The 25,917-nt window shown below is 60.1% G+C and carries 21 protein-coding genes and 1 tRNA gene; 9 read left to right on the top strand and 13 right to left on the bottom strand.

What is annotated here, in order from left to right; all coding sequences use genetic code 11:
• Positions 1-56 precede the first annotated feature (56 nt).
• The 8 genes from A3OQ_RS0120030 to A3OQ_RS0119995 all read left to right on the top strand — a co-directional run bounded on the left by A3OQ_RS0120030 (position 57) and on the right by A3OQ_RS0119995 (position 8,738).
• A complete protein-coding gene (locus A3OQ_RS0120030; RefSeq protein WP_020177231.1) occupies positions 57-716 on the top strand; it encodes an ATP-dependent Clp protease proteolytic subunit in 660 nt (219 codons plus the stop codon).
• Between the two features lie 394 nt (positions 717-1,110).
• Complete coding sequence (gene clpX / locus A3OQ_RS0120025; RefSeq protein WP_020177230.1) at positions 1,111-2,376, top strand: ATP-dependent Clp protease ATP-binding subunit ClpX; 1,266 nt, start codon at positions 1,111-1,113, stop codon at positions 2,374-2,376.
• Between the two features lie 297 nt (positions 2,377-2,673).
• Entirely contained in the window at positions 2,674-5,097 is a 2,424-nt protein-coding gene (gene lon / locus A3OQ_RS0120020) for an endopeptidase La (RefSeq protein ID WP_026596055.1), read from the top strand.
• Between the two features lie 320 nt (positions 5,098-5,417).
• Positions 5,418-5,696, top strand: a complete 279-nt coding sequence (locus A3OQ_RS0120015) for an HU family DNA-binding protein (protein ID WP_020177228.1) — start codon at positions 5,418-5,420, stop codon at positions 5,694-5,696.
• A gap of 121 nt (positions 5,697-5,817) precedes the next feature.
• A tRNA-Val gene (locus A3OQ_RS0120010) sits at positions 5,818-5,893 on the top strand.
• 141 nt (positions 5,894-6,034) lie between these two features.
• Positions 6,035-6,718, top strand: a complete 684-nt coding sequence (locus tag A3OQ_RS0120005) for a COG3904 family protein (protein ID WP_020177227.1) — start codon at positions 6,035-6,037, stop codon at positions 6,716-6,718.
• A gap of 63 nt (positions 6,719-6,781) precedes the next feature.
• A complete protein-coding gene (gene kdsA, locus A3OQ_RS0120000; RefSeq protein WP_020177226.1) occupies positions 6,782-7,660 on the top strand; it encodes a 3-deoxy-8-phosphooctulonate synthase in 879 nt (292 codons plus the stop codon).
• A 58-nt stretch (positions 7,661-7,718) separates the two neighbouring features.
• Positions 7,719-8,738 carry a KpsF/GutQ family sugar-phosphate isomerase gene (locus A3OQ_RS0119995; protein ID WP_020177225.1) on the top strand — a complete coding sequence of 340 codons (1,020 nt, stop codon included), beginning with the start codon at positions 7,719-7,721 and terminating at the stop codon, positions 8,736-8,738.
• Positions 8,739-8,866: 128 nt separating this feature from the next.
• Here A3OQ_RS0119995 and ppk2 read toward each other — a convergent pair whose 3' ends face one another.
• Together ppk2 and A3OQ_RS0119985 are read right to left on the bottom strand one after the other, a co-directional pair.
• Entirely contained in the window at positions 8,867-9,664 is a 798-nt protein-coding gene (ppk2, locus tag A3OQ_RS0119990; RefSeq protein WP_020177224.1) for a polyphosphate kinase 2, read from the bottom strand.
• A gap of 31 nt (positions 9,665-9,695) precedes the next feature.
• Positions 9,696-10,259, bottom strand: a complete 564-nt coding sequence (locus tag A3OQ_RS0119985; RefSeq protein WP_051116057.1) for a gamma-glutamylcyclotransferase — start codon at positions 10,257-10,259, stop codon at positions 9,696-9,698.
• 48 nt (positions 10,260-10,307) lie between these two features.
• Between A3OQ_RS0119985 and A3OQ_RS0119980 the strand changes: the two genes are divergently transcribed.
• A complete protein-coding gene (locus A3OQ_RS0119980; RefSeq protein WP_020177222.1) occupies positions 10,308-11,393 on the top strand; it encodes a DUF2125 domain-containing protein in 1,086 nt (361 codons plus the stop codon).
• Here A3OQ_RS0119980 and A3OQ_RS0119975 read toward each other — a convergent pair.
• The 11 genes from A3OQ_RS0119975 to zapE form a co-directional block, all read right to left on the bottom strand.
• Complete coding sequence (locus tag A3OQ_RS0119975) at positions 11,390-12,355, bottom strand: prephenate/arogenate dehydrogenase family protein (RefSeq protein WP_020177221.1); 966 nt, start codon at positions 12,353-12,355, stop codon at positions 11,390-11,392. The genes A3OQ_RS0119980 and A3OQ_RS0119975 overlap by 4 nt on opposite strands.
• Entirely contained in the window at positions 12,348-13,469 is a 1,122-nt protein-coding gene (gene hisC, locus A3OQ_RS0119970) for a histidinol-phosphate transaminase (protein WP_020177220.1), read from the bottom strand. The genes A3OQ_RS0119975 and hisC overlap by 8 nt, the downstream gene beginning before the upstream one ends.
• Before the next feature lie 51 nt (positions 13,470-13,520).
• Positions 13,521-14,399, bottom strand: coding sequence for a chorismate mutase (locus A3OQ_RS0119965; RefSeq protein WP_020177219.1), 879 nt, complete (start codon positions 14,397-14,399; stop codon positions 13,521-13,523).
• Between the two features lie 107 nt (positions 14,400-14,506).
• Positions 14,507-15,904: a dihydrolipoyl dehydrogenase gene (gene lpdA / locus A3OQ_RS0119960; protein WP_020177218.1), complete on the bottom strand. Its 1,398-nt coding sequence runs from the start codon at positions 15,902-15,904 to the stop codon at positions 14,507-14,509.
• A 202-nt stretch (positions 15,905-16,106) separates the two neighbouring features.
• A complete protein-coding gene (gene odhB / locus A3OQ_RS0119955) occupies positions 16,107-17,321 on the bottom strand; it encodes a 2-oxoglutarate dehydrogenase complex dihydrolipoyllysine-residue succinyltransferase (RefSeq protein WP_026596052.1) in 1,215 nt (404 codons plus the stop codon).
• Positions 17,322-17,396: 75 nt separating this feature from the next.
• A complete protein-coding gene (locus A3OQ_RS0119950) occupies positions 17,397-20,405 on the bottom strand; it encodes a 2-oxoglutarate dehydrogenase E1 component (protein WP_020177216.1) in 3,009 nt (1,002 codons plus the stop codon).
• A 135-nt stretch (positions 20,406-20,540) separates the two neighbouring features.
• Positions 20,541-21,425, bottom strand: coding sequence for a succinate--CoA ligase subunit alpha (gene sucD, locus A3OQ_RS0119945; RefSeq protein WP_020177215.1), 885 nt, complete (start codon positions 21,423-21,425; stop codon positions 20,541-20,543).
• A gap of 4 nt (positions 21,426-21,429) precedes the next feature.
• Entirely contained in the window at positions 21,430-22,629 is a 1,200-nt protein-coding gene (sucC, locus tag A3OQ_RS0119940) for an ADP-forming succinate--CoA ligase subunit beta (RefSeq protein WP_020177214.1), read from the bottom strand.
• 103 nt (positions 22,630-22,732) lie between these two features.
• On the bottom strand, positions 22,733-23,698 hold the full coding sequence (mdh, locus tag A3OQ_RS0119935) for a malate dehydrogenase (RefSeq protein WP_026596051.1): 966 nt from the start codon (positions 23,696-23,698) through the stop codon (positions 22,733-22,735).
• A 231-nt stretch (positions 23,699-23,929) separates the two neighbouring features.
• Positions 23,930-24,559: a TetR/AcrR family transcriptional regulator gene (locus A3OQ_RS0119930; protein ID WP_020177212.1), complete on the bottom strand. Its 630-nt coding sequence runs from the start codon at positions 24,557-24,559 to the stop codon at positions 23,930-23,932.
• Positions 24,560-24,571: 12 nt separating this feature from the next.
• Complete coding sequence (gene zapE / locus A3OQ_RS0119925; protein ID WP_020177211.1) at positions 24,572-25,750, bottom strand: cell division protein ZapE; 1,179 nt, start codon at positions 25,748-25,750, stop codon at positions 24,572-24,574.
• Positions 25,751-25,917 lie beyond the last annotated feature (167 nt).

Below are 25,917 nucleotides of genomic sequence, written 5' to 3'. Positions count from 1 at the left end.
TCTTGGGTCAGGAGCCTTCTCCGCCCGCCGAATGCTCACACGAGAAAGAAAACACCATGACTATCCGCGACCGCGATCCGATCGAGACCTACAATAGTTATCTGATCCCCCAGGTCATTGAGAACACGAGCCGTGGCGAGCGCGGTTTCGACATTTATTCGCGGCTCCTGCGCGAACGCATCATCTTCCTGACCGGCCAGGTTGAGGATCACATGGCCTCGGTCATCATTGCGCAGCTTCTCTTCCTCGAGGCGGAAAACCCGAAGAAAGAGATCTCGATGTACATTAATTCGCCGGGTGGCGTCGTGACCGCGGGCCTCGCGATCTATGACACGATGCAATTCATCCGCCCCAAGGTCACGACGCTCTGCGTCGGCCAGGCGGCTTCGATGGGCTCGCTGCTTCTCTGCGCCGGCGAAGCCGACGCGCGCTACGCGCTTCCGAATGCGCGTATCATGGTGCATCAGCCTTCCGGCGGATTCTCCGGGCAGGCTTCAGATATCGTTCGCCATGCCGAAGACATCATGAAGGTTAAAAAGCGCCTGAACGATATCTATGTTCAGCATACGGGCCGTGATTACGATACGATCGAAAAGACTCTCGACCGCGATCACTTCATGTCTGCTGAAGAGGCGAAAGAATTCGGCATTGTCGATCACGTGATCGTCAAGCGGCCGGAGAATGCGACTGAAACTAAACAGGCAACCGCAGCCTGATTTACTTTTAGACGACCGACGCGAGAGCGCCTGCTGGGGGCATGGTATAAGTATTGCTTGCTATACCCCTGGCACAGTCCGGCCCGTATACGGCCGTGCTTAACGGTTTCGATGCAAATACGCGACATCCTACGATGGAAATGCTGCGGCCATGTGACGCGAAAGCGGATATGTCCGGTTTTGGGGCCTTCGGGCCACTTGATCCCGGGATTCATGCGTGCTGCATTTTGAAAATGGAGGTTGTATCTTAAGAGGTTGAAACTTTTGAGGTCGATCGAAAATTGATGTGCGCTGACGTTGAGTTGTGACGGAGGACACATTGTCGGCGGCTTTCCTAGGCGCCTATAACTTTAGCAAGACCGAAGCACAGCTTCGGCCGGTATGGAGATAAGCCATGACCAAGGTCGGCGGCAGCGACTCGAAAAATACGCTCTATTGCTCGTTCTGCGGCAAGAGCCAACACGAGGTCCGTAAGCTCATTGCCGGTCCTACGGTCTTTATCTGCGACGAATGCGTCGAGCTCTGCATGGACATCATCCGCGAGGAAAACAAATCCTCGCTGGTCAAGAGCCGCGACGGCATCCCGACGCCGAAGGAAATCTGCAAGGTTCTCGACGATTACGTGATCGGCCAGTTCCAGGCCAAGCGCGTCCTCTCGGTCGCGGTCCACAATCATTACAAGCGCCTGAACCACGCCTCGAAGCACAATGACGTCGAGCTGGCGAAGTCGAACATCCTGCTGATCGGTCCGACCGGCTCTGGCAAGACGCTTCTGGCGCAGACGCTGGCGCGCATCCTTGATGTGCCCTTCACCATGGCCGACGCCACGACGTTGACCGAAGCGGGCTATGTCGGCGAGGACGTCGAAAACATCATCCTGAAGCTGCTCCAGGCCTCCGACTATAATGTCGAGCGGGCGCAGCGCGGCATCGTCTATATCGACGAAATCGACAAGATCTCGCGCAAATCCGACAATCCGTCGATCACCCGCGACGTGTCGGGCGAAGGCGTGCAGCAGGCTTTGCTGAAGATCATGGAAGGCACGGTTGCGTCGGTTCCGCCGCAAGGCGGCCGCAAGCACCCGCAGCAGGAATTCCTGCAGGTGGATACGACCAATATCCTGTTCATCTGCGGCGGCGCTTTTGCCGGCCTCGAAAAGATCATCTCGACCAGAGGCAAGACCACGTCGATCGGCTTCGGCGCGACGGTGCAATCGCCGGACGACCGGCGCACGGGCGAAATCCTGCGCAAGGTTGAGCCGGAGGATTTGCTGAAATTCGGTTTGATCCCCGAATTCGTCGGCCGCCTGCCGGTGATCGCGACGCTCGAAGATCTCGACGAAGAGGCGCTGAAGAAAATCCTCACCGAGCCGAAGAATGCTCTGGTGAAGCAATATCAGCGTCTGTTCGAGATGGAGAACACCGAACTCACCTTCCAGGACGAAGCGCTCAACGTCGTCGCCAAGAAGGCGATCGACCGGCGCACCGGCGCGCGGGGCTTGCGTTCGATCATGGAGAGCATTCTGCTCGATACGATGTTCGATCTTCCCGGCCTCGACAGCGTCGAGCAGGTGGTCATCGGACCCGATGTCGTCGAGGGCAAATCGCGACCGCTCTACATTCATGCCGAACGCACTGAAAAGAGCGGTACAAGCGCTTGAGCGCGGTCTGCACTCATGACGTTCTGATGCGCGGCAGCAGCGCACACCACTTGCAATTCCCGGCCGAGCTTCTCACTGCTCGGCCACGGGACCTGCGACGAAATGCAATCTCAGTTGGCCTCATACATGCTACTGAAGGGCTACGCGCGTCGATGCGTCGTGCCTTGAAAAGAGGCAAATCGTTGCCATCTCGCTTTAAGAGAGGTGGTGCTTCGCCCGAGGCACCTTCAACCTGATTTCCACGTCACAAGATCTTGCGACCAACCATCCAAGGGACTGACGAGATAGGACGGTAAAATGACAAGTCAAAAACGTGACCCGGTGCCTGCAGGCTCGATCGAAAGCTATCCCGTCCTGCCGCTGCGCGACATCGTCGTTTTCCCCCACATGATCGTGCCGCTGTTCGTCGGCCGAGAAAAATCGATCCGTGCGCTCGAAGAGGTCATGAAGGCCGACAAGCTCATCCTGCTTGCGACTCAGATCAATGCGGCCGACGACGATCCGGCGACCGATGCGATCTTCAAGACCGGTACGCTCGCTTCCGTGCTGCAGCTCCTCAAGCTGCCCGACGGCACCGTCAAGGTGCTCGTCGAAGGTCAGGTGCGCGCCAAGGTGCATACCTACACCCGCACCGACGACTTCTATGAGGCCGACGCCGAGGCGCTGGCCGAGGAAGCTGTCGATAAGGTCGAAGTCGAGGCCTTGGCCCGTTCCGTCGTGTCGGAATTCGAAGGCTATGTGAAGCTCAACAAGAAGGTTTCGCCGGAAGTTGTCGCGGCCGTTACGCAGATTGACGATTACGCCAAGCTCGCCGACACGGTTGCCTCGCATCTTGCCGTCAAGATCACCGACAAGCAGGCGGTGTTAGAGACGACTTCGGTCGCCAAGCGCCTGGAGAAGTGCCTGTCGCTGATGGAAAGCGAGATTTCGGTTCTGCAGGTCGAGAAGCGTATCCGCACGCGCGTCAAGCGCCAGATGGAGAAGACGCAGCGCGAATATTATCTCAACGAGCAGATGAAGGCGATCCAGAAGGAACTCGGCGACGAAGACGGCAAGGACGATCTCGCCGAGATCGAGGAGCGCATCAAGACCACCAAGCTCTCCAAGGAAGCCCGCGACAAGGCGACGGCCGAATTGAAGAAGCTGCGGCAGATGTCGCCGATGTCGGCCGAGGCCACCGTCGTGCGCAACTATCTCGATTGGTTGCTGTCGATCCCGTGGAACAAGCGTTCGAAGATCAAGAAGGACCTCGTCATCGCCGAGGAAATTCTCGACAGCGAGCATTTCGGTCTCGACAAGGTCAAAGAGCGCATCATCGAATATCTGGCGGTGCAGAGCCGCGCCAATAAGCTGACGGGACCGATCCTGTGCCTCGTCGGTCCGCCCGGCGTCGGCAAGACCTCGCTCGGCAAGTCGATCGCGAAGGCGACCGGCCGCGAATTCGTGCGCATGTCGCTTGGCGGCGTGCGCGACGAAGCGGAAATCCGCGGCCATCGCCGGACTTATATCGGCTCCATGCCCGGCAAGCTGATTCAGTCGATGCGCAAGGCAAAGACGTCCAATCCGCTCTTCCTGCTCGACGAGATCGACAAGATGGGCCAGGACTTCCGCGGCGATCCGTCATCGGCTCTGCTCGAAGTGCTCGATCCGGAGCAGAATCATTCGTTCAACGATCATTATCTCGAAGTGGATTATGATCTCTCGAACGTCATGTTCGTGACGACGGCGAATACGCTGAATATCCCGGCGCCCTTGATGGACCGCATGGAGATCATCCGCATCGCCGGCTACACCGAAGATGAGAAGGTCGAGATCGCCAAGCGCCATCTCATTCCGGCGGCCATGAAGAAACATGGTCTGGCACCGGAAGAATGGTCGATCGACGATAGCGCCTTGATCATGCTGGTTCGCCGCTACACCCGCGAAGCCGGTGTTCGTAATCTCGAACGCGAGATCTCGAATCTGGCCCGCAAGGCGGTGAAGAAGATCCTGATGGAGAAGGTGAAGCAGGTTGCCGTTACGGCCGAGAACGTCCCGGATTTCCTGGGCGTGCCGCGGTTCCGTTATGGCGAGGCCGAAACCGAAGATCAGGTCGGCGTGGTGACGGGTCTTGCCTGGACCGAAGTCGGCGGCGAGCTGCTGACGATCGAAGCCGTGATGATGCCCGGCAAGGGCCGCATGACGGTGACGGGCAATCTGCGCGACGTGATGAAGGAGTCGATCTCGGCGGCCGCATCCTATGTGCGGTCTCGCGCGGTGGATTTCGGCATCGAGCCGCCGCTCTTCGATCGCCGCGATATCCACGTGCATGTGCCGGAAGGCGCAACCCCGAAGGACGGTCCGTCGGCCGGCGTCGCCATGGCGACGACGATCACCTCCGTCATGACGGGTATTCCGATCCGGCGTGACATTGCCATGACGGGCGAAATCACCTTGCGTGGTCGCGTCCTGCCGATCGGCGGTCTTAAGGAGAAGCTGCTTGCCGCTCTGCGCGGCGGGTTGAAAAAAGTCCTCATCCCGGAGGAAAACGCCAAGGATCTCGCCGATATCCCCGATACGGTGAAGAACCAGCTTGAGATCGTGCCGGTCTCGCGCATGGAAGAAGTTCTGGCCCATGCGTTGATCCGCAAGCCCGAGCCGATCATCTGGGAAGAGGAGAAAGCGGTGACCGCCGCTCCGCTCCCGACCGACGACGAAGCGTCGGGCGTCGTGGCCCACTGACGACGCGGCGAAGCCTCATTGAGGGCTTCGCAGCGCTTCCTGCCTTAATCTCGAGGCCGCATTCTTTTAAGGATGCGGCCTTTTTGCTGTCCGGCGGGTTCTGTGAGGATAAAATGACACATTGAAACAATAGGATAACACATGTCTGCGGCATCGCGGCCGGGACGTTTGGCTTGCTTTTTATCGGCCGCAAGACCACGACGAAACCGCCGTTTCGCGGCGATTCGTAAACACGCAGCCCGCCATATCGAACAAGGGAAATAACCCTCGAAAGAGGGGCTGCGGCTTTGGCACTTAAGCCAAAATGGGGAAAGCAGCTAATGAACAAGATGGAACTCGTTGAACATATCGTGGCGGAAACGGAACTCTCGAAAACCGCCGCGGCGGCCGTCATCGATGCGATTGTCGGCGGGATCACCAAGGCTTTGAAAAAAGGCGATGACGTGCGTCTTGTTGGATTCGGGACATTTTCCGTGAAAAAGCGCGCGGCCGGAAAGGGCCGTAATCCTGCGACGGGCGCCTCGATCAAAATCCCGGCGTCGAAGAACGCGCGCTTCAAGGCCGGAACCGCGCTGAAGGCGGCCCTCAATAAAAAATAAGGCCCTGGTGCCGCGCCTTGAACCTACGACCAGGAGGCCGCCGGGGGCAGCTTATCTTCCAAAAAAGGATGATATAGTGTCGTCGGCGCCTGCTCTGATCCGGGCGCGAGGCTGAATGAAGGGGCGGTTAGCTCAGTTGGTAGAGCATCTCGTTTACACCGAGAGGGTCGGCGGTTCGAGCCCGTCACCGCCCACCATTTGACTTAATGCCGGTGTTGATCACGATCCTTACGGGCCAAGACCTTGGATAGGTCATTATAAAAAGAGCCCTATGCTAAAATGTGTCCGCATCGCAGAGGAGGCGTTGGCGACACACACGTTTTGGAGGAACGCCGATCATGATATCGAAGCAATGGCTTCAAACCGTCTCGTCCGACCTCCGTCTGACGCTTGTGGGCTTTTTGTCGAGCCTCGCTGCTTTTTCGATCCTCGCCGCGGCGCCGGCTTTTGCCGACGAGGAGATGTCATTTCATATCGTAAGCCTCGGCAGCACGGGGCAGCAGGTGATCGCTGCCGAAGGGCAGATCACCGACGCGACGCCGCAGGTTTTTCGCGCCTTTGTCCGCGAGCATTACGAACGCCCCAGTTTGCACTCGATCGTTTTGATCGATTCCTACGGCGGCAAGGTCCTGGCTTCGATGGAGCTTGGCAGAATCTTCAGGCAGATCGGCGCGGCCGTTATCGTCGCCCAGCCAGCGTCCGGCACCTTGGCGGGCGGCCGCTGCTTCTCGGCTTGCGTCTATGCTTTGATCGGCGGCAAAAAGCGGGTGATCCCGCCGCAAAGCCAAGCCGGCATCCACCGCATGGTCGCTTACGGTGGCGGCTATGATTCGCAGTTTGGCAGCACCGCCACCATGCGGCTCGACAACGGGACGGTCGCAGGCACGCTGTCGCGTTATACATCGTCGATGGGGGTCAATCCGGCGATCATCAGCTTGGCCGAACATATACCGCCAGGTGCGCTTCACGTCTTATCGCGCGGCGAAATCGCGCGTTGGAATCTCGCGGCGTCGCGACTTTAGATGTTGGTCCATAAAGGCGCATCGCGTTTCAAAGGGACATGCTCCGGCGGCTTATTTTGACGCATGACTAACTCTGCGCATCACATCAAGATCGGTGCGCCGGCCGGCGCCGTGACGTCGAATACTTTGACGCTCGGCAATGACCTGCCCTTGGTGTTGATCGCCGGACCCTGCCAGATGGAATCGCGCGAGCATGCGCTCGAATGCGCCGCGGCTTTGGCCGAGGCCGCCAAGGCTCAGAACATCGGCCTCATTTTCAAGACCTCCTTCGACAAGGCGAACCGCACCTCGGTTGATGGCGCGCGCGGCCTTGGGCTCGAAAAGGCCTTGCCGGTCTTCGCCGAGATCCGCGCGCAATTCGGCATCCCGGTGCTGACCGACGTTCATAGCGAAGCGCAATGCGCCATCTTGGCTGAGGCTGTCGATATTCTGCAGATTCCAGCTTTCCTGTCGCGGCAGACCGATCTGCTTGTGGCGGCGGGAAAAACCGGTGCCGCGGTGAATATCAAGAAGGGACCCTTCCTGGCACCATGGGATATGGCGCATGCCGCCGCGAAGGTTGCAAGCACCGGCAACACCCGCATTCTCCTGACCGAGCGCGGCACAAGCTTCGGCTATAATATGCTCGTCTCCGATATGCGCGGACTGCCGATCATGGCCGCGACGGGCTATCCGGTGATCTTCGATGCGACACATTCGGTGCAGGAGCCAGCCGGTCAAGGTGCGTCGTCCGGTGGCGACCGGCGGATGATCCCGGTTCTGGCGCGCGCTGCGGTCGCCGTCGGTATAGCCGGCATTTTTATCGAGACGCATCCCGATCCCGATCATGCGCCGTCCGACGGACGAAGCATGCTGCCTTTGAAAGCGATGCCGGAACTCATCGAAACGCTGCTGGCTTTCGATCGCATCGCCAAAGCAAGGCCGCTCCCGCCTCTGGCATAGGCTCATTTGCAAAAAGCCCGTTTGTGGGGTTCGATAGGCTCGAACGGTCCAAAGGCCCATGGTCAGCAACATCATCAAGGCCCTGAACACACCGCAGACGCCGGCGGAAACGTGCGCGCAAGATGTGCAAAATGCGCTTCGCGTCACCGCGATCGAACTCGACGGCCTCGCGGCGCTTCGCTTGGCGCTCGAGGGCGAGCTTGGTCTTCGTCTGAGTCAGGTCGTCGATCTTCTCTATCGCTCGTCCGGGCGCCTCATCATCACCGGCATGGGCAAATCGGGACATATAGGCCGCAAGCTGGCGGCCACCTTCGCCTCGACCGGCATGCCCGCGCATTTCGTCCATCCGGCCGATGCGAGCCATGGCGATCTCGGCATCATCCGCGCAGAGGATGTCGTGATGGCCCTGTCCTGGTCGGGCGAATCGGCTGAGCTGTCGGATATCGTTGCCTATACCCGCCGCTATCATGTGCCGCTGATTGCAATCACATCGCAGGCGGACAGTGCGCTTGGCCGCGCCGCTGATTTGGCACTTGTGCTGCCGGAAATGCCCGAAGCCTGCCCGCACGGCCTGGCGCCGACGACATCGACGACGGCCGAACTCGTTCTTGGTGACGCGCTGGCGATCTGCCTTTTGTCGCGCCGCAATTTCAGCTCGCACGATTTCCGGCAATTGCATCCGGGCGGGACGTTGGGCGTGAAGTTGCGGCAAGTGCGCGACTTGATGCATGCAGGCGAGGATGTGCCGCTGGTGCCGCGAGACAGCCTGTTGACTGCGGCGATTTTCGAAATGACGTCGAAGCGGTTCGGCGTCACTGGCATTGTCGATGAGGCAGGCGCTCTGATCGGCGTGTTGAGCGACGGCGATTTGCGTCGCGCATTCGAGGCGGGCTTCTATGATCGCCCCGCGGCCGAAGTCATGAGCCGCGACCCGAAGACGATCGCGCCCGAGGCCTTGGCGGAGCAGGCCTTGGGGCGTCTCAATGCCCTGCGCATCACCTGTCTTTTCGTGATCGAAGACGGCAAACCCGCGGGCATCATCACCGTGCATGATCTGCTGCAAGCGGGCGTGACGTGATGAATCTAGAGATTTTAGGGTAACGGCCTTTCAGTTGCGTCATGGCCGGGCTTGACCCGGCCATCCAGGCAACACGGATAGGAGTCGTGCCTGGATGCGCGGATCAAGTCCGCGCATGACGCTCACACTCACGGCGCGATGCGGCCATCCCTGAGCGCGTCAGGCGTATAAGAAAACACAATGGCCGGATCGGGCGCTTCGGCCTTATTGGGTTTGTCCTTATATTCGAGGTTGAACAAGAGATCGCGGATCACATTAAGACGCGCCTTGTGCTTATCGTCGGCGCGGACGATATGCCAAGGCGCAGTGGGCGTGCTGGTTCGCGCCAGCATGATATTGCGTGCCTCGCTATAATCGTCCCATTCTTTCTGCGCCGCCTGATCGATCGGGCTGATCTTCCATTGCGTCAGCGGATTTTGAGTCCGATCCTTAAGCCGCTTCTTCTGCTCGTCTTTCGAAATATCGAGATAATATTTGAGGAGCTTGATCCCTGCGTGAATCAGAAGGCTCTCAAAGATTGGCGCGTCTTCTAGAAAGGCTTCGGTTTCGGCTTTCGTGCAAAAGCCCATCACGCGTTCGACCCCGGCGCGATTGTACCAGCTTCGGTTGAAGAGGGTCATTTCCTGCGCCGCGGGCAGATAGCGGGCGTAGCGCTGAAAATACCAGGACGTGACCTCGCGGTCGGAGGGCTTGCCCAAAGCGATGACACGCACTTCGCGCGGCGACAGATGTTCGATGATGCGCTTGATGGTTCCGTCCTTGCCGGCGGCGTCGCGGCCTTCGAACAGGACGACGATCTTTTCATTGTTCTGGATGATGTGTTTTTGCAGCTTCACGAGCTCGACTTGCAGCTCGTAGAGTTCGGACTCATAGTTGTGCTTGTCGAGGTGGTCCGGCGTGTCCGCGGTCTTTTGTTTCTGACCCATTTCGCCCTCTCTTTGCCGGACTTAGTCCCGCTCAGCTAACATATGATTGATCCAATCGATCCATCAACCATTCGAGCGTCGCGTCGCGGATGCCAAGCTCGCGCAAGTGAGCTTGCGTGTTACGAACATAGTCCGGATTGGCACCGGACACGCCTACGCCTTGGGCCACGAGGCGCATCAGCTCCGCGCGCTCGAGTGCGCCCGCATATTGCTCGTGCCTGGGGTCGGCGATATAGCAGACGGCCTTGACGCTGCGCTTATCCGCAAGCGTCGCGGGAAGCGTACATTCGAGATAGACATCGGTCACTTGCTCGCGTGATCGCAGATAGGCAAGCGTTTCTTCCGCCGCCCCGGCGGCGACGCGAAAGGCGATGCCTTTGCACGATCCGCCGCGCTTCAATCCAAGGACGAGCCCGGGCCGGTCGGGCGTGCCGCGATGGACGTGAGAATAGACGCAAAGCGCCCGATGATAGCCACGCAAAAGCGCGACTTGGCTCTCAATGAAGGCAAAATCCGGCCGCCACATCAGCGAGCCATAGCCGAATATCCAGAGATCTTCCGCCACCAGCACTTTCGTTTCCCGATTCCTTCGCATTATAAACGCCATAATAGGGATAGAAAGATCCCCGCCGGAGACAAGATCATGCAGGCGAATGGCCAAATCATTCTCAAAGGGCGCCGGGCTTCTAGATTTTCAATATCCGTTTCAATCGCTATTGTAGCGATTATTTTCGCTTTGCTCATCGGCGCTTGGTCTTTCTTCTGGTTCCTCGCGGCGCAACAGACCGAGTCCCTGCTTGAGGCCTGGACGAAACGCGAAAAATCCGTCGATCGCATTTGGACGTGCCCCAATCGGCAGATCGGCGGCTATCCGTTCCAAATCGAAATCGTCTGCGAGAAGCCCGGCTTTTCCGGAGAGGTCTTGGGGCGGCAATTGACGGGCGGCGTGAGTGAGTTCCACGCGACGGCCTCCCTGTTCCATCCCGACCAGGTCGAAGTGCTGGCCGCGCCGCCGTTCGAATTGCGCAGCACGGACGGAGACGGCGAAGTCAATCTGCAATGGAATTTGATGCGCGTGCGGCTCGACGGTTTGCCGCAAGATGTCGATTCCGTCTCGGTCGAGGGGTCGGACGTCTCCTTGCGCGGCGGCCTCAAAGGTTTCGGTGCTTTGGCTGGCCGTGCGGGAACGGTCAGCAGCGTGGTCTCCATTGTGCCGGAACGCCGCGCCGACGATGTCTATACGTTCCGTCTCGCGCTCGGCAATGCCTCCATTCCGGTGCTCGATGCGCTGCTCGGTTCGACGCCGCCCGATCAGATCAAGTTCGACGGCACTGTGACGAAAGCCAATTTCGGTGCCGCTGGAACATTGGCCGAGCGGCTCGAACATTGGCGGCTCGCCGGCGGCCGTCTCGATTTCGACGAAGCCAGCATTACGCGCGGCGCGACGCGGCTTGCGGCGCGGGGTGCGCTTCAGATCGATAATGAGCATCGGCCGCAAGGCCGGTTCGATGCGGAATTCGCAGGCGCGGAGCCCCTCTTGAAGCGCTATGGCGTCAATCCGTCGCTCGTCACCGCGGGCTCGCTTTTGACGGCGCTTCTCGGCGGAAAACCGAGTGGCGGGGCTTCGGCGAATGGGCCGCCGGCCTTGCGGCTGCCGGTGACATTGCAATCGGGTCTGGTCACGATCGGCCCGGTCAAGACCTCTATCGCCGTGCCGCCCCTGTATTAGGTTTTCGCATCGGGATGCGGACGGCCGAAATCCGGTGTCGGCGTTTCCTGGCCTTCGGCGATGATGCTGCGCCTTATCGCCCGCGTGCGGGTGAAGAGATCGAAGAGCCCTTGTCCGTCCGCGTTGCGGATCATGCGCTGCAAGGCCGTGAGATCTTCGCTGAAACGCCCGAGCATTTCGAGCACGGCCTCTTTGTTATTGAGAAAGACGTCGCGCCACATGGTCGGATCGGAGGCGGCGATGCGGGTGAAATCGCGAAAGCCCCCGGCCGAGAATTTGATGACTTCGGATTGCGTGACGGTTTCGAGATCGGCGGCCGTGCCGACGATATTATAGGCGATCAGATGCGGCACGTGGCTCGTGATCGCAAGGACGAGATCGTGATGCGCCGCGCCCATGATCTCGACATTGGCACCGGCCGCTTTCCAGAAAGCGGTGAGCTTTGCTACGGCGTCGGGATCTGAGCCCTCAGGCGGCGTCAAGATGCACCAGCGATCGAGAAACAAAGTCGCAAAGCCTGCGTCGGGTCCGGATTGCTCGGTGCCCGCGACGGGATGTGCGGGTACAAGATGAACGGATTTTTGGATATGCGGCGCCAGGGCCGCGATGACCGCGCTTTTGACCGAGCCGACATCCGAGAGGATCGCACCGGATGGCAGATGCGGGCCGATAGCCGCGGCGACGGTCCCCATCGCGCCGACCGGCACGCAGAGAATGACGAGATCGGCGCCGGTGACGGCGGCCTCGGCGCTTTCGGCGACAATATCGGCGAGCTTCAACTCTTTCGCTCTCGCCCGCACGTCAGGCGACAAATCGCTCGCGACGATCAGGCGTGCGAGGCCTTTGCGGCGGCTGACATGCGCGAGCGAAGAGCCGATGAGCCCAAGCCCGATGATGGCGATGCGTTCGAACAAGGGCTCTTGGAGCGGCGCTCCAAGTTCGCCCGCAAGACCGTCAGGCACTGTGATGACCTTCGGTCTTCAGGAACGCCGCGAGCGTATCGACGACCAGGCGATTGGCTTCCTCGAGACCGACCGTCAGCCGCAGACATTGCGGCAGGCCATAGGCCGAGACCTCGCGCAGAATGAGTCCATGGCTCGTCAGATAAGCATCGGCGGCCCGCGCCTGCGCCTCGTTCTCGAAATGAATGAGCAGAAAATTGCCGGCGCTCGGCGTGACAGGCAGACCAAGGTCGATGATTTCCCGCTCAAGCCAGGTGAGCCAGGCTTCGTTATGCGCTACGGCCTGATCGACATGATCCGTATCGGCCAAGGCGGCTATGCCGACCTCTTGCGCGACGCTGCTGACATTGAATGGACCACGGATGCGGTTGATCGCATCGCAGACGTGCAAAGGCGCATAGCACCAGCCAAGCCGCAGTCCGGCGAGGCCGTAGATCTTCGAGAATGTGCGCGTCATGACGACATTCTCGCTGGCCAGCGCGATTTCCAGGCCGGGCGAATAATCATTGTGGGTCACATATTCCGCATAGGCGGCGTCGACTATCAGCAGGACGTGGCGCGGCAGCGCGGCAGCAAGCCGCTTAAGTTCGGAGAAGGGCAGGTAGGTGCCGGTCGGATTGTTGGGATTTGCCAGGAAGACGATTTTTGTCTTCGGCGTCACTTCGGCGAGAATTTCATCGACATCGGCCGTGAAGCTTTTTTCCTGCGCGACGACGGGGACGCCGCCCGCCGCGAGGATCGCGATGCGATAGATCAGAAATCCGTGCCGCGTAAAAATGCCCTCGTCGCCCGGCTCGATGAAGGCGGAGGTGATCAGCGAAATCAATTCGTCCGATCCGGCGCCGCAGACGATGCGGGCGGGGTTCAGGCCATAGCGCGCGGCCAGCGCTTCACGCAGTGCCGTCGCCTGACCGTCGGGATAGATCTCGAGACGGTCCACCTGTTTGCGGTAAGCCTCTTTGGCAAGCGGAGACGGGCCGAAGGGCGTTTCGTTGGAGGAGAGCTTGAAAGCCTTTCCCGCGCCCGGTGCGGCGCTTTTACCGGGCTGATAGGGATCGATCGCGGTAACGCCCGCGTGCGGGCGCGGACGGGTGGGGCTCTCCGATGATTTCATTTCGTCAAACTCCGAACGTGCAACAATTGTCTACAATAAACAAAAAAGCTTTCATTGCGCGGCCTCGCAGCGCCGCAAAGCGAGATCGAACCGCGCCGCATGGCTGCCAATTTCCGTACTCTGCGCATCGATGCCGCGATCGTGAAGCACTTTGCGTAGGCGTTCGTCGATCGTATCGTTTTGAGCGGCCACGCCATCCGGGCGTGAGGCTGCAAGCATCAAAGAGACCTTGCCGCCTGCCTCGCTCTTGTCGAGAATTTCAATATTCTGTTCTGCAAGACGCGCCGGCAGATCCTCTTGCCATCGGTCGATCGTGACACTGAGGATGACGACATCCCGCGCGGTGGCTTCGGCTGGCGGCGTGGCAACGACGAAGAGCGGCAAGCCGGCCGGATGATCCGGGCGTTCGACGAAGGGCAGCCGCGCGATGATCTTCGGCGCGTCGGGCGCCGCGAGCTCCGTCCACCAGGGCCCGGCCGCCGGCCCCGCTTCGATGCGCACGAGGCCGAGGTCGCCTTTCGACGCCTTCACGGCCGAGATGACCGAAGCGACGTCAGGATGCGGATTGAAAGGCACGGTGAAGCCGAAATGAAAACGGCAGCAATCGCGCATCACGGCATCGCCGCCCGAAATATCGGCATGGACGGCGTAATTCGACTGAACAAAGGTGAAGGTCGAAATGATGATGCGCCAGATGGTTTCGACCGTGTCGAGCGGCAACAACCCCTGGTGGCGTTCGACGAGTCTGCGCATCATGTCGGCTTCGCGGCTTGGCCGGAAGGCCGAACCATTGCCTTGCTTGGCTTTGACATGGATGAGGCGATCGATGATCTCGCCGCGCTCCATCAGGAGGCGGTGCATCGCCTGGTCGATACGGTCGATCTCCTCGCGAAGATCGGCCAGAGTCTCACCGGTCGAGGGCTTGAGCATGACGGCCTGTTTCGAGTTGCATCATGCGCCGAGTTTTAGCGGGGCCTTCTCAACAAGGCAAAGAAAACCCGGAATTTAGGGTAATTCGCCGCGCCAGGACGAGCCAATCACATATGGATGGCCCGTTTATCGACGGAAAGTGCGGCTTCGCGTACCGCTTCGGACATGGTTGGATGCGCATGGCAGGTCCGGGCCAAGTCTTCCGCCGAGCCGCCGAATTCCATCAAAACCACTGCTTCGGCGATCAATTCTCCGGCACTCGCGCCGAGGATGTGGACGCCAAGCACCCGGTCGCTTGCGGCGTCCGCCAGGATTTTCACGAAACCTTCGGTCTGTCGCATGGCCCGCGCGCGGCCATTGGCCGTAAACGGGAACTTTCCGACGCGATAGGCGATGCCTTGCTCTTTGAGCTGCTCTTCGGTGGCGCCGACAGTGGCGACTTCCGGCATCGTGTAGACGACGGAGGGAATCGCTTCATAATTCACATGGCCATGCTGGCCCGCGATGATCTCGGCGACGGCTATGCCTTCATCCTCGGCCTTATGCGCGAGCATGGGCCCCGCGACGGCATCGCCGATGGCGTAGATCTGCGCCACATTGGTGCGGAATTGCGGATCGGTAACGACCCGGCCGCGCTCCATTGCGATCCCAAGCGCCTCAAGCCCGAGACCTTCCGTGAAAGGCCGGCGTCCGATCGCGACAAGCACCACATCCGCGTCGAGGCTCGCCGCCTCGCCGCCCGCTGTCGGTTCGATCGTGACGCTGGCTCCGGTCTTGGTGCGTTCGACCTTCGTTACCTTATGGCCGAGGCGGAAAGCGAAGCCCTGTTTTTCCAAAATGCGCTGGAAGCTTTTGGCGACCTCGCCATCCATCCCGGGCACGATGCGGTCCAGAAACTCGACGACGGTGACTTCGGCACCGAGCCTTTTCCAGACAGAGCCGAGTTCGAGCCCGATGACGCCGGCGCCGATGATCAGAAGCTTGCCCGGCACCTTGTCGAAGGAGAGCGCGCCGGTCGAGGTGACGATGATCTTCTCGTCGATCTCGGCGCCGGGCAGAGGCGCCGCCTCGGAGCCCGTCGCGATGACGATAGCTTTGGTCTCGACCCCGCTCTTGGTTCCATCCTCGGCCGTGACTTCGACAAGCTGCGGCGTCTTGATCGTGCCTAACCCATGAAACGCGTCGATCTTGTTCTTCTTGAACAGAAAGGCGACGCCATTCACATTGGCTGCGACCGTCTCGTCCTTATGCTTCATGAAAGCGGGAAGATCGAGCTTGGGCGGGCTTGTGAGCACACCGAAGGATGCAAGATCATGCTCCGCCTCGGCGAATTTGTCCGAGGCATGAAGAATGGCTTTCGATGGAATGCAGCCGATGTTGAGGCATGTGCCGCCGAAGGTCTTGCGCTTTTCGACGACGGCGACTTTCAGACCGAGCTGAGCGGCGCGGATCGCGCAGACATAGCCGCCGGGTCCGGTACCGATGACGACAAGATCATAGGACATGGGAAGTGCTTTCAAATTGGGGCAATGAGTTAAAAGGGTTTCTGTGGTGTGCGAACCTTCTCCCTGTGGGAGAAGGTGCCGAGCGAATGCGAGGCGGATGAGGGGTTACTATCTCTCCGATTTAAGATCGTAACCCCTCACCCGGCTTGCTCCGCAAGCCACCCTCTCCCACAGGGAGAGGGTTTGTGCGTCGTCGTTTCCGCTACAAATCCAACACCAACCGCGCCGGTTCCTCCAAAGCCTCTTTGACGCGCACAAGGAACGTCACGGCCTCTTTGCCGTCGACGATCCGGTGATCGTAAGACAAGGCGAGATACATCATCGGCCGGATCTCGATCTTGCCGCCGATCGCAACCGGCCGCTCTTGAATCTTGTGCATGCCCAAAATACCCGACTGCGGCGCATTGAGAATCGGCGTCGACATCAGCGAACCGTAAATGCCGCCATTGGTGATGGTGAACGTGCCGCCCTGCATCTCGTCGATACGGAGCTGCCCGTCGCGCGCGCGTTTGCCGAGCGCGGCGATGCCCTTCTCGATGCCAGCGAGGCCGAGACGATCGCAATCGCGCACGACCGGCACGACGAGGCCCTTGTCGGTGCCGACGGCTATGCCGAGGTGATAGTAATTCTTGTAGATCAGATCATTGCCGTCGATCTCGGCATTGACGGCGGGGATTTCCTTCAGCGCCGACACGCAGGCCTTCACGAAAAAGCCCATGAAGCCGAGCTTCACGCCGTGGCGCTTCTCGAAGACATCCTTGTAGCGGCTGCGCAAGGCCATGATCTCGCTCATGTCGACCTCGTTGAAGGTCGTCAGCATGGCAGCTGTATTCTGCGCATCCTTCAGCCGCCGCGCGATGGTCTGGCGCAGTTTCGTCATCGTAACGCGCTCTTCGCGCGGCGTGTCATCGGCTGAGGACGGCACGCGGGCTTGCACTGGCGGCGCTGCCGGTGCGGCGGCGGGCGCTTGCGCCAAGAAGTTCAAGACATCGCCCTTCAGCACCTGGCCACGTTTGCCAGATCCGTCGATCGCGCTCAAGGCCACGCCTTGGTCGGCAGCGATTTTCGCCGCGGCGGGTGAGGCCGGCATGGCGGGCGTTTCGCCATTGCTTTTCGCAGCAGGTGCGGGGGTGGGAGCGGCAGGTGCCGGAGCCGCGGCGAGCGCTGGCTTTGCCGCACCGGCCCCATCGGCGATCTCACCCAGAAGCGCACCGACGCCGACGGTCTCGCCGTCCTTCGCGATGATCTGCGACAGGGTGCCGGAGGCGGGCGCATTGACCTCCAATGTGACCTTGTCCGTCTCAAGTTCGCAGAGCGGCTCGTCGGCGTTGACGGGATCGCCTTGCTTCTTGAACCAGCGCCCGATCGTCGCCTCGGTAACGGATTCGCCTAAAGTCGGAACACGGATCTCTGTCATTTTCATCACGCCCGCCGCAGATCTTTAAAGTAAAGAGCGCGGTCTTCTTGAAGAAATCATAAGACGCCTATCCGGTCAGGCCGAGAAAGCGTCGTCCACGAAAGCTTTGAGTTGCGCCAGATGTTTCGACATGAGTCCCGACGCGGTCGCGGCCGATGCCGGGCGGCCGGCATAGCGGGCGCGTTTCACTTTGCTGCCGCATTGCCCGAGCACCCATTCGAGATAGGGTTCGACGAAGGACCAGGCGCCCATGTTCTTCGGCTCCTCCTGGCACCAGACGATATCGGCCTTTTTGAAGCGCGACAGCGCATTGACCAGCGCCTTCAGCGGGAACGGATAAAGCTGCTCGACGCGCATCAGATAGATGTCTTCGATGCCGCGCTTTTCGCGCTCTTCCAAAAGATCGTAATAGACCTTGCCGGTGCAGAGCACGACGCGGCGGATCTTATCGTCCTTGACGAGCTTCACCGTTTCGGTGCGATGCGTTTCCGCCTGATCCCATAAGATGCGGTGGAAAGTGGCATCCGCGCTCATCGCCTGCAGCGAGGATACGGCGCGCTTGTGGCGCAGCAGCGACTTCGGCGTCATCAGGATCAAAGGCTTGCGGAATTCGCGCTTCAATTGCCGCCGCAAAATGTGAAAATAGTTGGCGGGCGTCGTGCAATTGGCGACCTGCATATTGTCCTCGGCGCACATCTGCAGATAGCGCTCGAGCCTGGCCGAGGAATGCTCCGGCCCCTGGCCTTCGTAGCCATGCGGCAGCAGGCAGACGAGGCCCGACATGCGCAGCCATTTGCGTTCGCCTGACGAGATGAACTGATCGAACACGACCTGCGCGCCATTGGCGAAATCGCCGAATTGCGCTTCCCACATGACGAGCGCATTGGGCTCGGCGAGCGAATAGCCATATTCGAACCCGAGCACGGCTTCTTCCGACAGCATCGAATTGATGACTTCATAGCGCGCCTGTCCGTCGCGCACATTGTTGAGCGGCACGTAACGCGCTTCGGTCTCCTGATCGATCAGCACGCTATGGCGCTGCGAGAAGGTGCCGCGCTCGCTGTCCTGCCCGGAAAGGCGCACAGGATGGCCTTCGTCGACGAGGCTTGCGATCGCCAGGGCTTCGCCCATGGCCCAATCCACGCCTTCGCCGGTCTCGATCATGGCGCGGCGATTTTCGACGAGCCTTTGAATCGTCTTGTGCAGATGGAAGCCCGCGGGCACTTCGGTGATCCGGCGGCCAAGGTCCTTGAGCTTTTCGAGGTCGAGGCCGGTGCGGCCCCGGCGGTCGTCGTCGCTGTCGAGCGCAGGCTTCAGACCAGCCCAGCGGCCGTCGAGCCAGTCGGCCTTGTTCGGCTTATAGGCTTGGCCAGCCTCATATTCGGCTTCCAGCCTCTGGCGCCAATCGGCCCTACGCTTTTCGACTTCGCCTTCGGTCACGACGCCTTCGGCGACGAGCCTTTCGGTGTAGATTTCGAGCGTCGTCTTATGCGCGCGGATGATTTTATACATCAGCGGTTGGGTGAAGCCCGGCTCGTCGCCTTCGTTATGACCGAAGCGGCGATAGCAAAACATGTCGATGACGACCGGCTTATGGAATTTCTGCCGGAACTCGACCGCGATCTTCGCGGCATAGACAACCGCCTCGGGATCGTCGCCGTTGACGTGGATGATCGGCGCTTCGATCATTTTCGCCGTGTCGGACGGGTAAGGCGAGGAGCGCGAGAAGCGTGGGTTGGTGGTGAAGCCGATCTGATTATTGATGATGAAATGGATCGAGCCGCCGGTGTTGTGGCCCTTGAGGCCGGAGAGGCCAAAACATTCCGCGATGACACCTTGGCCGGCGAAGGCCGCGTCGCCATGGATCAAGAGCGGCATCACCTTGTCGCGCTCGACGAGATCGTTCAATTGATCCTGCTTGGCGCGGGCCTTGCCGAGCACGACGGGATCGACGATTTCGAGATGCGACGGGTTTGCCGTCAGCGACAGATGCACGTGATTATTGTCGAACTCGCGATCCGACGACGCGCCCAGATGATATTTGACGTCGCCCGAGCCTTCGACATCTTCGGGCGTCAGCGAGCCGCCTTTGAATTCATGGAAGATGCCGCGATGCGGCTTGGCCATCACCTGGCTCAGGACATTCAGCCGGCCGCGATGCGCCATGCCCAAGATGATTTCGCGCACGCCGAGCGCGCCGCCGCGCTTGATGATCTGTTCGAGCGCCGGAACCATGGCTTCGCCGCCGTCGAGGCCGAAGCGTTTGGTGCCGGTGAATTTGACGTCGAGATATTTCTCGAAGCCTTCCGCCTCGACAAGCTTGTTCAAGATCGCGCGCTTGCCTTCGCGCGTGAAGCTGATCTCCTTGCCGTGGCCTTCGATGCGCTCCTGCATCCAGGCTTTTTCGGAGGGATCGGACATATGCATGAATTCATAGCCGATCGTGCCGCAATAGGTGCGCTGCAGGAGAGGCAGAATTTCGCGGATCGTCGCATATTCGAGGCCGAGTACATTATCGAGGAAGATCCGGCGATCGTAATCGGCTTCGGTGAAACCGTAATTCGACGGATGCAGTTCCTCGTGATCTTTTGAGGCGGCGAGCCCGAGCGGATCGAGATTGGCATGCAGATGACCGCGTATCCGATAGGCGCGGATCATCATCAGCGCCCGCACAGAATCGCGCGTGGCGCGTTCGATATCGGAGGGCGATGTGGGCTTCGCCTCGGTGGCGGCCTTCGCCTTCAATTTGTCGGTGAGGATCTTTTCCGTGACGGTCCAATTGCCGTCGAGGGCGGACACGAGTTCGCCATTCGCAGCCACCGGCCAGTTGGGAATTTTCCAGGCGGGCGCATGGGCGCTTTTTTCGACGGCGGCGCGGTCGTCGTTCAGCCCGTCGAAGAAACTCCGCCATTCCGCATCGACGGAGAGAGGATCGCGGCGATAGGATTCGTGCAGCTGCTCGACATAGGCCGCATTGCCGCCATAGAGAAAAGAGGTGAGGGCAAATGTGTCGTTTTGCGGCGAGCGGGCAAGCCCGGCTCCGCCGGACGCACCATTCGTTCCATTCGTATCTTGCCGTGCCATTCGATCCTCCGGCCAAACTTCGGCGTGCCGACGCCTATAAGATCCCCGTCATAGTTTGCCCCCGATACGCTTAACTCACCCTTGCAGACCGGCCGGATCGTGGAGCTTTTGAGAAGCTCCACGATCTTCACTGATCTATCTTTTCAAAACATCGACCAAGGTTTTGCCCAGCCGCGCGGGCGAGGGCGAAACCCTGATGCCGGCGCGTTCCATGGCGGCAATCTTGTCTTCGGCTCCGCCTTTGCCGCCGGCGATGATCGCACCCGCATGACCCATGCGCCGTCCGGGCGGCGCGGTGCGTCCTGCGATGAAGCCGACCATCGGTTTCTTGCGTCCGCGCTTCGCCTCATCGGCCAGGAATTGCGCGGCGTCTTCCTCGGCCGCGCCGCCGATCTCGCCGATCATGACGATCGATTGCGTCTTATCATCGGCCAAAAAGAGTTCGAGCATGTCGATGAATTCTGTACCCTTGACGGGGTCGCCGCCGATGCCGACCGCCGTCGTCTGGCCCAGTCCCTCGCGTGTCGTCTGGAAGACGGCTTCATAGGTAAGCGTTCCGGAGCGCGAGACAATGCCGACCGTGCCCTGCGAAAAGATGTTCCCGGGCATGATGCCGATCTTGCATTCGCCGGATGTCATCACGCCGGGGCAATTGGGTCCGATCAGACGCGATTTCGAGCCCGAAAGCGCCCGCTTCACCTTGATCATGTCGGCGACGGGAATGCCTTCCGTGATGCAGACGATGAGCGGGATCTCCGCATCGATCGCCTCGCAGATGGCATCCGCCGCGCCCGGCGGCGGCACATAGACGACGGAAGCGTCGGCGCCGGTCTTTTCGCGGGCTTCCGCGACCGTGTCGAAGATCGGCAAGCCCAGATGCGTCGCACCGCCTTTGCCCGGCGTCACGCCGCCGACCATCTTGGTGCCGTAGGCGATCGCCTGTTCGGAATGAAAGGTCCCGTTCTTGCCGGTGAAGCCCTGGCAGATGACCTTGGTCTCTTTGGTGATGAGGATCGACATCGTCTCAGCCCTTCTTTCCAACGGCGGCGACGATTTTCTGTGCGGCATCATCGAGGTCGTCGGCGGGGATCACGTCCAAGCCGGAATTATTGATGATCGCCTTGCCGAGTTCGACATTGGTGCCTTCGAGGCGCACGACAAGCGGCACTTTGAGGCCGACCTCCTTCACCGCGGCGATGACGCCTTCGGCGATCACGTCGCATTTCATGATGCCGCCGAAAATATTGACGAGAATGCCTTTGACGTTCGGATCGGCGGTGATGATCTTGAAAGCCGCCGTCACTTTCTCTTTCGTGGCGCCGCCGCCGACATCGAGAAAATTCGCAGGCTCGGCACCATAGAGCTTGATGATGTCCATGGTCGCCATGGCGAGGCCTGCACCATTGACCATGCAGCCGATCGTGCCTTCGAGCGCGACATAGCTGAGGTCATATTTCGAGGCTTCGATTTCCTTCTCGTCTTCTTCCGTCAAATCGCGCAAGGCGAGGATTTCGGGATGCCGGTAAAGCGCGTTGGTATCGAAGGACACCTTTGCGTCGAGGCAGCGGATCTGCCCGTCCTGCGACAGGATCAGGGGATTGATCTCGAGCATGGACATGTCGGTCGCGACGAAGGCCTGATAGAGTTGCGCGGTAAGCTTTTCGGCCTGTTTCGCCTGGTCGCCGGTCAGCGCCAGGGCCTTGGCGACGGCGCGGCCATGATGCGGCATGATGCCGGTCGCGGGATCGACCGAGAAGGTCACGATCTTCTCGGGTGCCGTATGCGCGACTTCCTCGATCTCGACGCCGCCTTCGGTCGAGACGACAAAAGCGACGCGGCTCGTCGCGCGGTCGACGAGGAGCGACAGATAGAATTCCTTCGCGATGGCCGAGCCATCTTCGATATAGATCCGATTGACCTGCTTGCCGGCGGCGCCGGTTTGAATCGTGACAAGCGTACGGCCGAGCATCTCGGCGACGAAGGTCTTGGCTTCGTCGATGGATTTGGCGAGGCGCACGCCGCCCTTATCGCCGGCTTCCGGCTCCTTGAACTTGCCCTTGCCGCGGCCGCCGGCATGAATTTGCGATTTGACCACCCAGATCGGGCCGCCGAGTTCCTTTGCCGCCGTTTCCGCGTCGGCCGCGCTCAGCACGGCCACACCGCGCGACACGGCGACACCGAAATCCTTCAAAATAGCCTTTGCCTGATACTCGTGAATATTCATCGCAAATTATCTTCCTTCGACCGGAGCCTTACCTTTTTTCGTCAACTCAGCTTGAGCTGGGATGCCGAATACCATGGTATACCAGGGGTCCAGTCCGGGGTCATTATTTGGCAAAAACAGGGTTGATGGTTTTGCAGGCGTCGACGAGCGTGCGGACGGCCGCGACGGATTTGTCGAACATAGGCCGCTCCGCCGCGTCGAGCTCGATCTCGACGACACGCTCGACCCCGTTGCAGCCGATCACGACAGGGACGCCGACATAGAGCTTGTCGACGCCATATTCGCCGTTGAGTTCGGCCGCGCAGGGCAGCACGCGGCGCTTATCCTTGAGATAGCTCTCGGCCATCATCACGGCCGAGGCGGCGGGCGCATAAAAGGCCGAGCCGGTCTTGAGCAGATTGACGATTTCACCGCCGCCCTTGCGGGTGCGGTCGACGATCGCGTCGAGCTTTGCCTGCGTCGTCCAGCCCATTTTCACGAGGTCCGGCAAAGGGATGCCCGCAACGGTCGAATAACGCAGCGACGGCACCATGTCGTCGCCATGGCCGCCCAGCACGAAGGCCGTGACATCTTCGATGGAGACCTTCAGCTCCTCGGCGAGAAAAAACCGAAACCGCGCCGAATCAAGCACGCCCGCCATGCCGACGATTTTCTTCGACGGCAGACCGGAGGCCTTTTGCAGAGCCCAAACCATGGCATCGAGCGGATTGGTGATGCAGATGACGAAGGCATCCGCCGCATGGCGCTTGATCCCGTCGGCGACGGCCTCGATGACCTTCAAATTAATGCCGAGAAGATCGTCCCGGCTCATGCCGGGCTTGCGCGGGACGCCTGCCGTGACGATCACGACATCGGCGCCGGCGATCGCGCTATAATCATTGGCGCCGGCGATATGCGCGTCGAAGCCCGCGATCGGCGCCGCTTCGGAGAGATCGAGGGCTTTGCCCTGCGGCGTGCCTTCGGCGATATCGAAGAGGACGACATCGCCGAGTTCCTTAAGGCCGATGAGATGGGCGAGCGTCCCGCCGATCTGACCGGCGCCGATCAACGCGATCTTTTTTCGCCCCATCGTGACGCCTCCACCCATTTCTTATGTTGCACCGCAGTAAAGCGTTCGATGCTTCCGTGCGCGCTTGCTTCGCTTTGTATGCCAGCTTCGGATGCGTTTCGAGAGCGACATAAGTATGAATTTCGGCGAAATCAGGCGTGGATCAGCATCAAATCTTTGAAAAGATGCGTAATACGAGTTTTAGGCTTCTGGTTACCAATTACAGTTTATGAAATTTGTAACAACAATTATTCAAATCCTGCCAGTGCTCAGAGCCCGGAAAACCGTCTTCGTCACGCGCCCCATGCGCTGTTCGAGAACCGCTCTTTGGACCTCCAAATCCAGTTTCATCGCAATGGGATCGATAAAGCGGTAGGCGGCGTCGAGAATCAGTGCCAAGGCGCGTTTTGGATCGATCGGATCGAAGCCTGGACCGCTCGCGCCTTCGTCGAGGATCCGGCGCATTTCCGAATCGCGCCGCCCATAATGGCGCCGGGCGATCGCGGCGCCCTGTGCCGAAGCCGCCGAAAAAAGTGCGAATATGGCGGGATCGGTCTCGATCTTGTCGCGATAGGCGCGGTGCAGGGCGAAGACGAGCCGTTCGAGCTTGTCGAAGGCGGGATCGGGCGCGTCACCTATCACATGCAAGGCCGCTTCGAGGGGTTTCAGCCATTGCGCGCTGATTTCCTCGATGAGCGCCGTCTTCGACGGGTAATAGCGATAGATGTTGGCGTGCGACATGCCGGCTTCGGCGGCGATGCTCAAGATCGTGGTGCGCTCGATGCCGTGGCGGCGGATATGGTCTGCGGCAATGTCGAGAATACGGACGTCAGTCGGAGTTTCTGCCGGTTGCGGATCGCGAAGGCGCAGAGGCTTTTTCAAGGTCCGGCTTTTTCAAGTTTCGACGAGGCCGCTCGTATCGCCCGATCCGATCGATGCGGCCATGCCGTGCGGCAAAGCAAGATAATCCTTTGAGCGCATTTCCATCAGGCGCGACGCGGTGCGCTTGAATTCGAACGCCTCACGCCCCTCGGTGCCGCGGAAAAGCCGGTCCGGCTCGGCAGCGGCAGAGGCGATCAATTTCACATGCTGATCGTAAAGCGCATCGATCAGGATCGTAAAGCGTGCGGCTTCATTGCGCTCGGAGGCTTCGATCACCGGAATCTCGTCCAGGACCAAAGTGTGGAAGGCGCGCGCGATCGCGAGATAATCCTGCGGACCCAAAGCCGCCTTGCACAAATCGGCGAAATTGAAACGCGCGACATTGGCGCGGGCCTCGGGCACGTGAAGCTGGCGCCCGAGCAGCGACAAATGACAGGGCTCGCCATGTTCGGCACCCGTCAAGGCTTTGAAAGCCTTGGTCAAAGCCTCGTGCGCCTTGGCATCGGCCGGAACGTAATAGACCGCCGCGTCCTGCAGTTTTTCGAGCCTGAAGTCGGTGCGCGCCGCGAGTTCGACGATATCCATCTTCTGCTGCAGAAGCTGGATGAAGGGCAAAAACAGGGTGCGGTTCAAACCGTCTTTGTAGAGCTCCGACGGCTCGACATTGGATGTCGCGACGACGACCGTGCCGCGCTGCAACAAGGCGTTGAAAAGCCGCCCGAGAATCATTGCGTCGGTAATGTCGGTGACGGCGAATTCGTCGAAACAAAGAAGCCAGGCTTCGTTAGACAGGGATTCGGCGACAGGTGCGATCGGATCGTCGCCCTTGACCTCGCCGCTCTTCTCCATCTGCCGCCAAGCGTGAATGCGGGCATGCACTTCGGCCATGAAGGCGTGAAAATGAACCCGTCTTTTGTGCGGGATTTCGACGGTCTCGAAAAAGAGATCCATCAGCATCGTCTTGCCGCGTCCGACCGAGCCCCAGATGTAAAGCCCATGCGGCGCGGCGCTTTGCTGTTTCGCTCCGAAAACCCGGCTGAGGGCACCGGCCTTGCGCGCAGGCTGATAGGCAGCAAGCGCCTCGGCGAGCTCACCCAACCGGTCCAAGACGGTGATCTGCGCGACGTCGCGTTCAAGATGGCCGCGAAACACTTCGGCTTCGTAGCGGTCTTGAAGGCTGGAAACGGGCATTTTGGTCGCGTGCGAAGCTGGCAAACCGGAGATCCGTTCCTGATTTGGGTCTCGAATCCAAAGCATCAGTGTAACCTGTGAATAATTCGACACGCCGCGACGGGGTCCGGGCCAAAGGCCTGAAAATGACGGCTATACGTTCTCAACTGCCGCCAAAGCCGCGGGTT

This window comes from Methyloferula stellata AR4, assembly GCF_000385335.1.
GTDB classification, from domain to species: domain Bacteria; phylum Pseudomonadota; class Alphaproteobacteria; order Rhizobiales; family Beijerinckiaceae; genus Methyloferula; species Methyloferula stellata.
Note: the sequence above shows the minus strand (reverse complement) of the source record. Positions and strands in the feature narration are given on the sequence as shown.

Bases quoted from the DNA above. Each gene is read 5' to 3' on its own strand.
- A3OQ_RS0120030 (WP_020177231.1), top strand. From the start codon at position 57: ATGACTATCCGCGACCGCGATCCGATCGAGACCTACAATAGTTATCTG.
- clpX (WP_020177230.1), top strand. From the start codon at position 1,111: ATGACCAAGGTCGGCGGCAGCGACTCGAAAAATACGCTCTATTGCTCG.
- lon (WP_026596055.1), top strand. From the start codon at position 2,674: ATGACAAGTCAAAAACGTGACCCGGTGCCTGCAGGCTCGATCGAAAGC.
- A3OQ_RS0120015 (WP_020177228.1), top strand. From the start codon at position 5,418: ATGAACAAGATGGAACTCGTTGAACATATCGTGGCGGAAACGGAACTC.
- A3OQ_RS0120005 (WP_020177227.1), top strand. From the start codon at position 6,035: ATGATATCGAAGCAATGGCTTCAAACCGTCTCGTCCGACCTCCGTCTG.
- kdsA (WP_020177226.1), top strand. From the start codon at position 6,782: ATGACTAACTCTGCGCATCACATCAAGATCGGTGCGCCGGCCGGCGCC.
- A3OQ_RS0119995 (WP_020177225.1), top strand. From the start codon at position 7,719: ATGGTCAGCAACATCATCAAGGCCCTGAACACACCGCAGACGCCGGCG.
- ppk2 (WP_020177224.1), bottom strand. From the start codon at position 9,664: ATGGGTCAGAAACAAAAGACCGCGGACACGCCGGACCACCTCGACAAG.
- A3OQ_RS0119985 (WP_051116057.1), bottom strand. From the start codon at position 10,259: ATGCGAAGGAATCGGGAAACGAAAGTGCTGGTGGCGGAAGATCTCTGG.
- A3OQ_RS0119980 (WP_020177222.1), top strand. From the start codon at position 10,308: ATGCAGGCGAATGGCCAAATCATTCTCAAAGGGCGCCGGGCTTCTAGA.
- hisC (WP_020177220.1), bottom strand. From the start codon at position 13,469: ATGAAATCATCGGAGAGCCCCACCCGTCCGCGCCCGCACGCGGGCGTT.
- A3OQ_RS0119965 (WP_020177219.1), bottom strand. From the start codon at position 14,399: ATGCTCAAGCCCTCGACCGGTGAGACTCTGGCCGATCTTCGCGAGGAG.
- lpdA (WP_020177218.1), bottom strand. From the start codon at position 15,904: ATGTCCTATGATCTTGTCGTCATCGGTACCGGACCCGGCGGCTATGTC.
- odhB (WP_026596052.1), bottom strand. From the start codon at position 17,321: ATGACAGAGATCCGTGTTCCGACTTTAGGCGAATCCGTTACCGAGGCG.
- A3OQ_RS0119950 (WP_020177216.1), bottom strand. From the start codon at position 20,405: ATGGCACGGCAAGATACGAATGGAACGAATGGTGCGTCCGGCGGAGCC.
- sucD (WP_020177215.1), bottom strand. From the start codon at position 21,425: ATGTCGATCCTCATCACCAAAGAGACCAAGGTCATCTGCCAGGGCTTC.
- sucC (WP_020177214.1), bottom strand. From the start codon at position 22,629: ATGAATATTCACGAGTATCAGGCAAAGGCTATTTTGAAGGATTTCGGT.
- mdh (WP_026596051.1), bottom strand. From the start codon at position 23,698: ATGGGGCGAAAAAAGATCGCGTTGATCGGCGCCGGTCAGATCGGCGGG.
- zapE (WP_020177211.1), bottom strand. From the start codon at position 25,750: ATGCCCGTTTCCAGCCTTCAAGACCGCTACGAAGCCGAAGTGTTTCGC.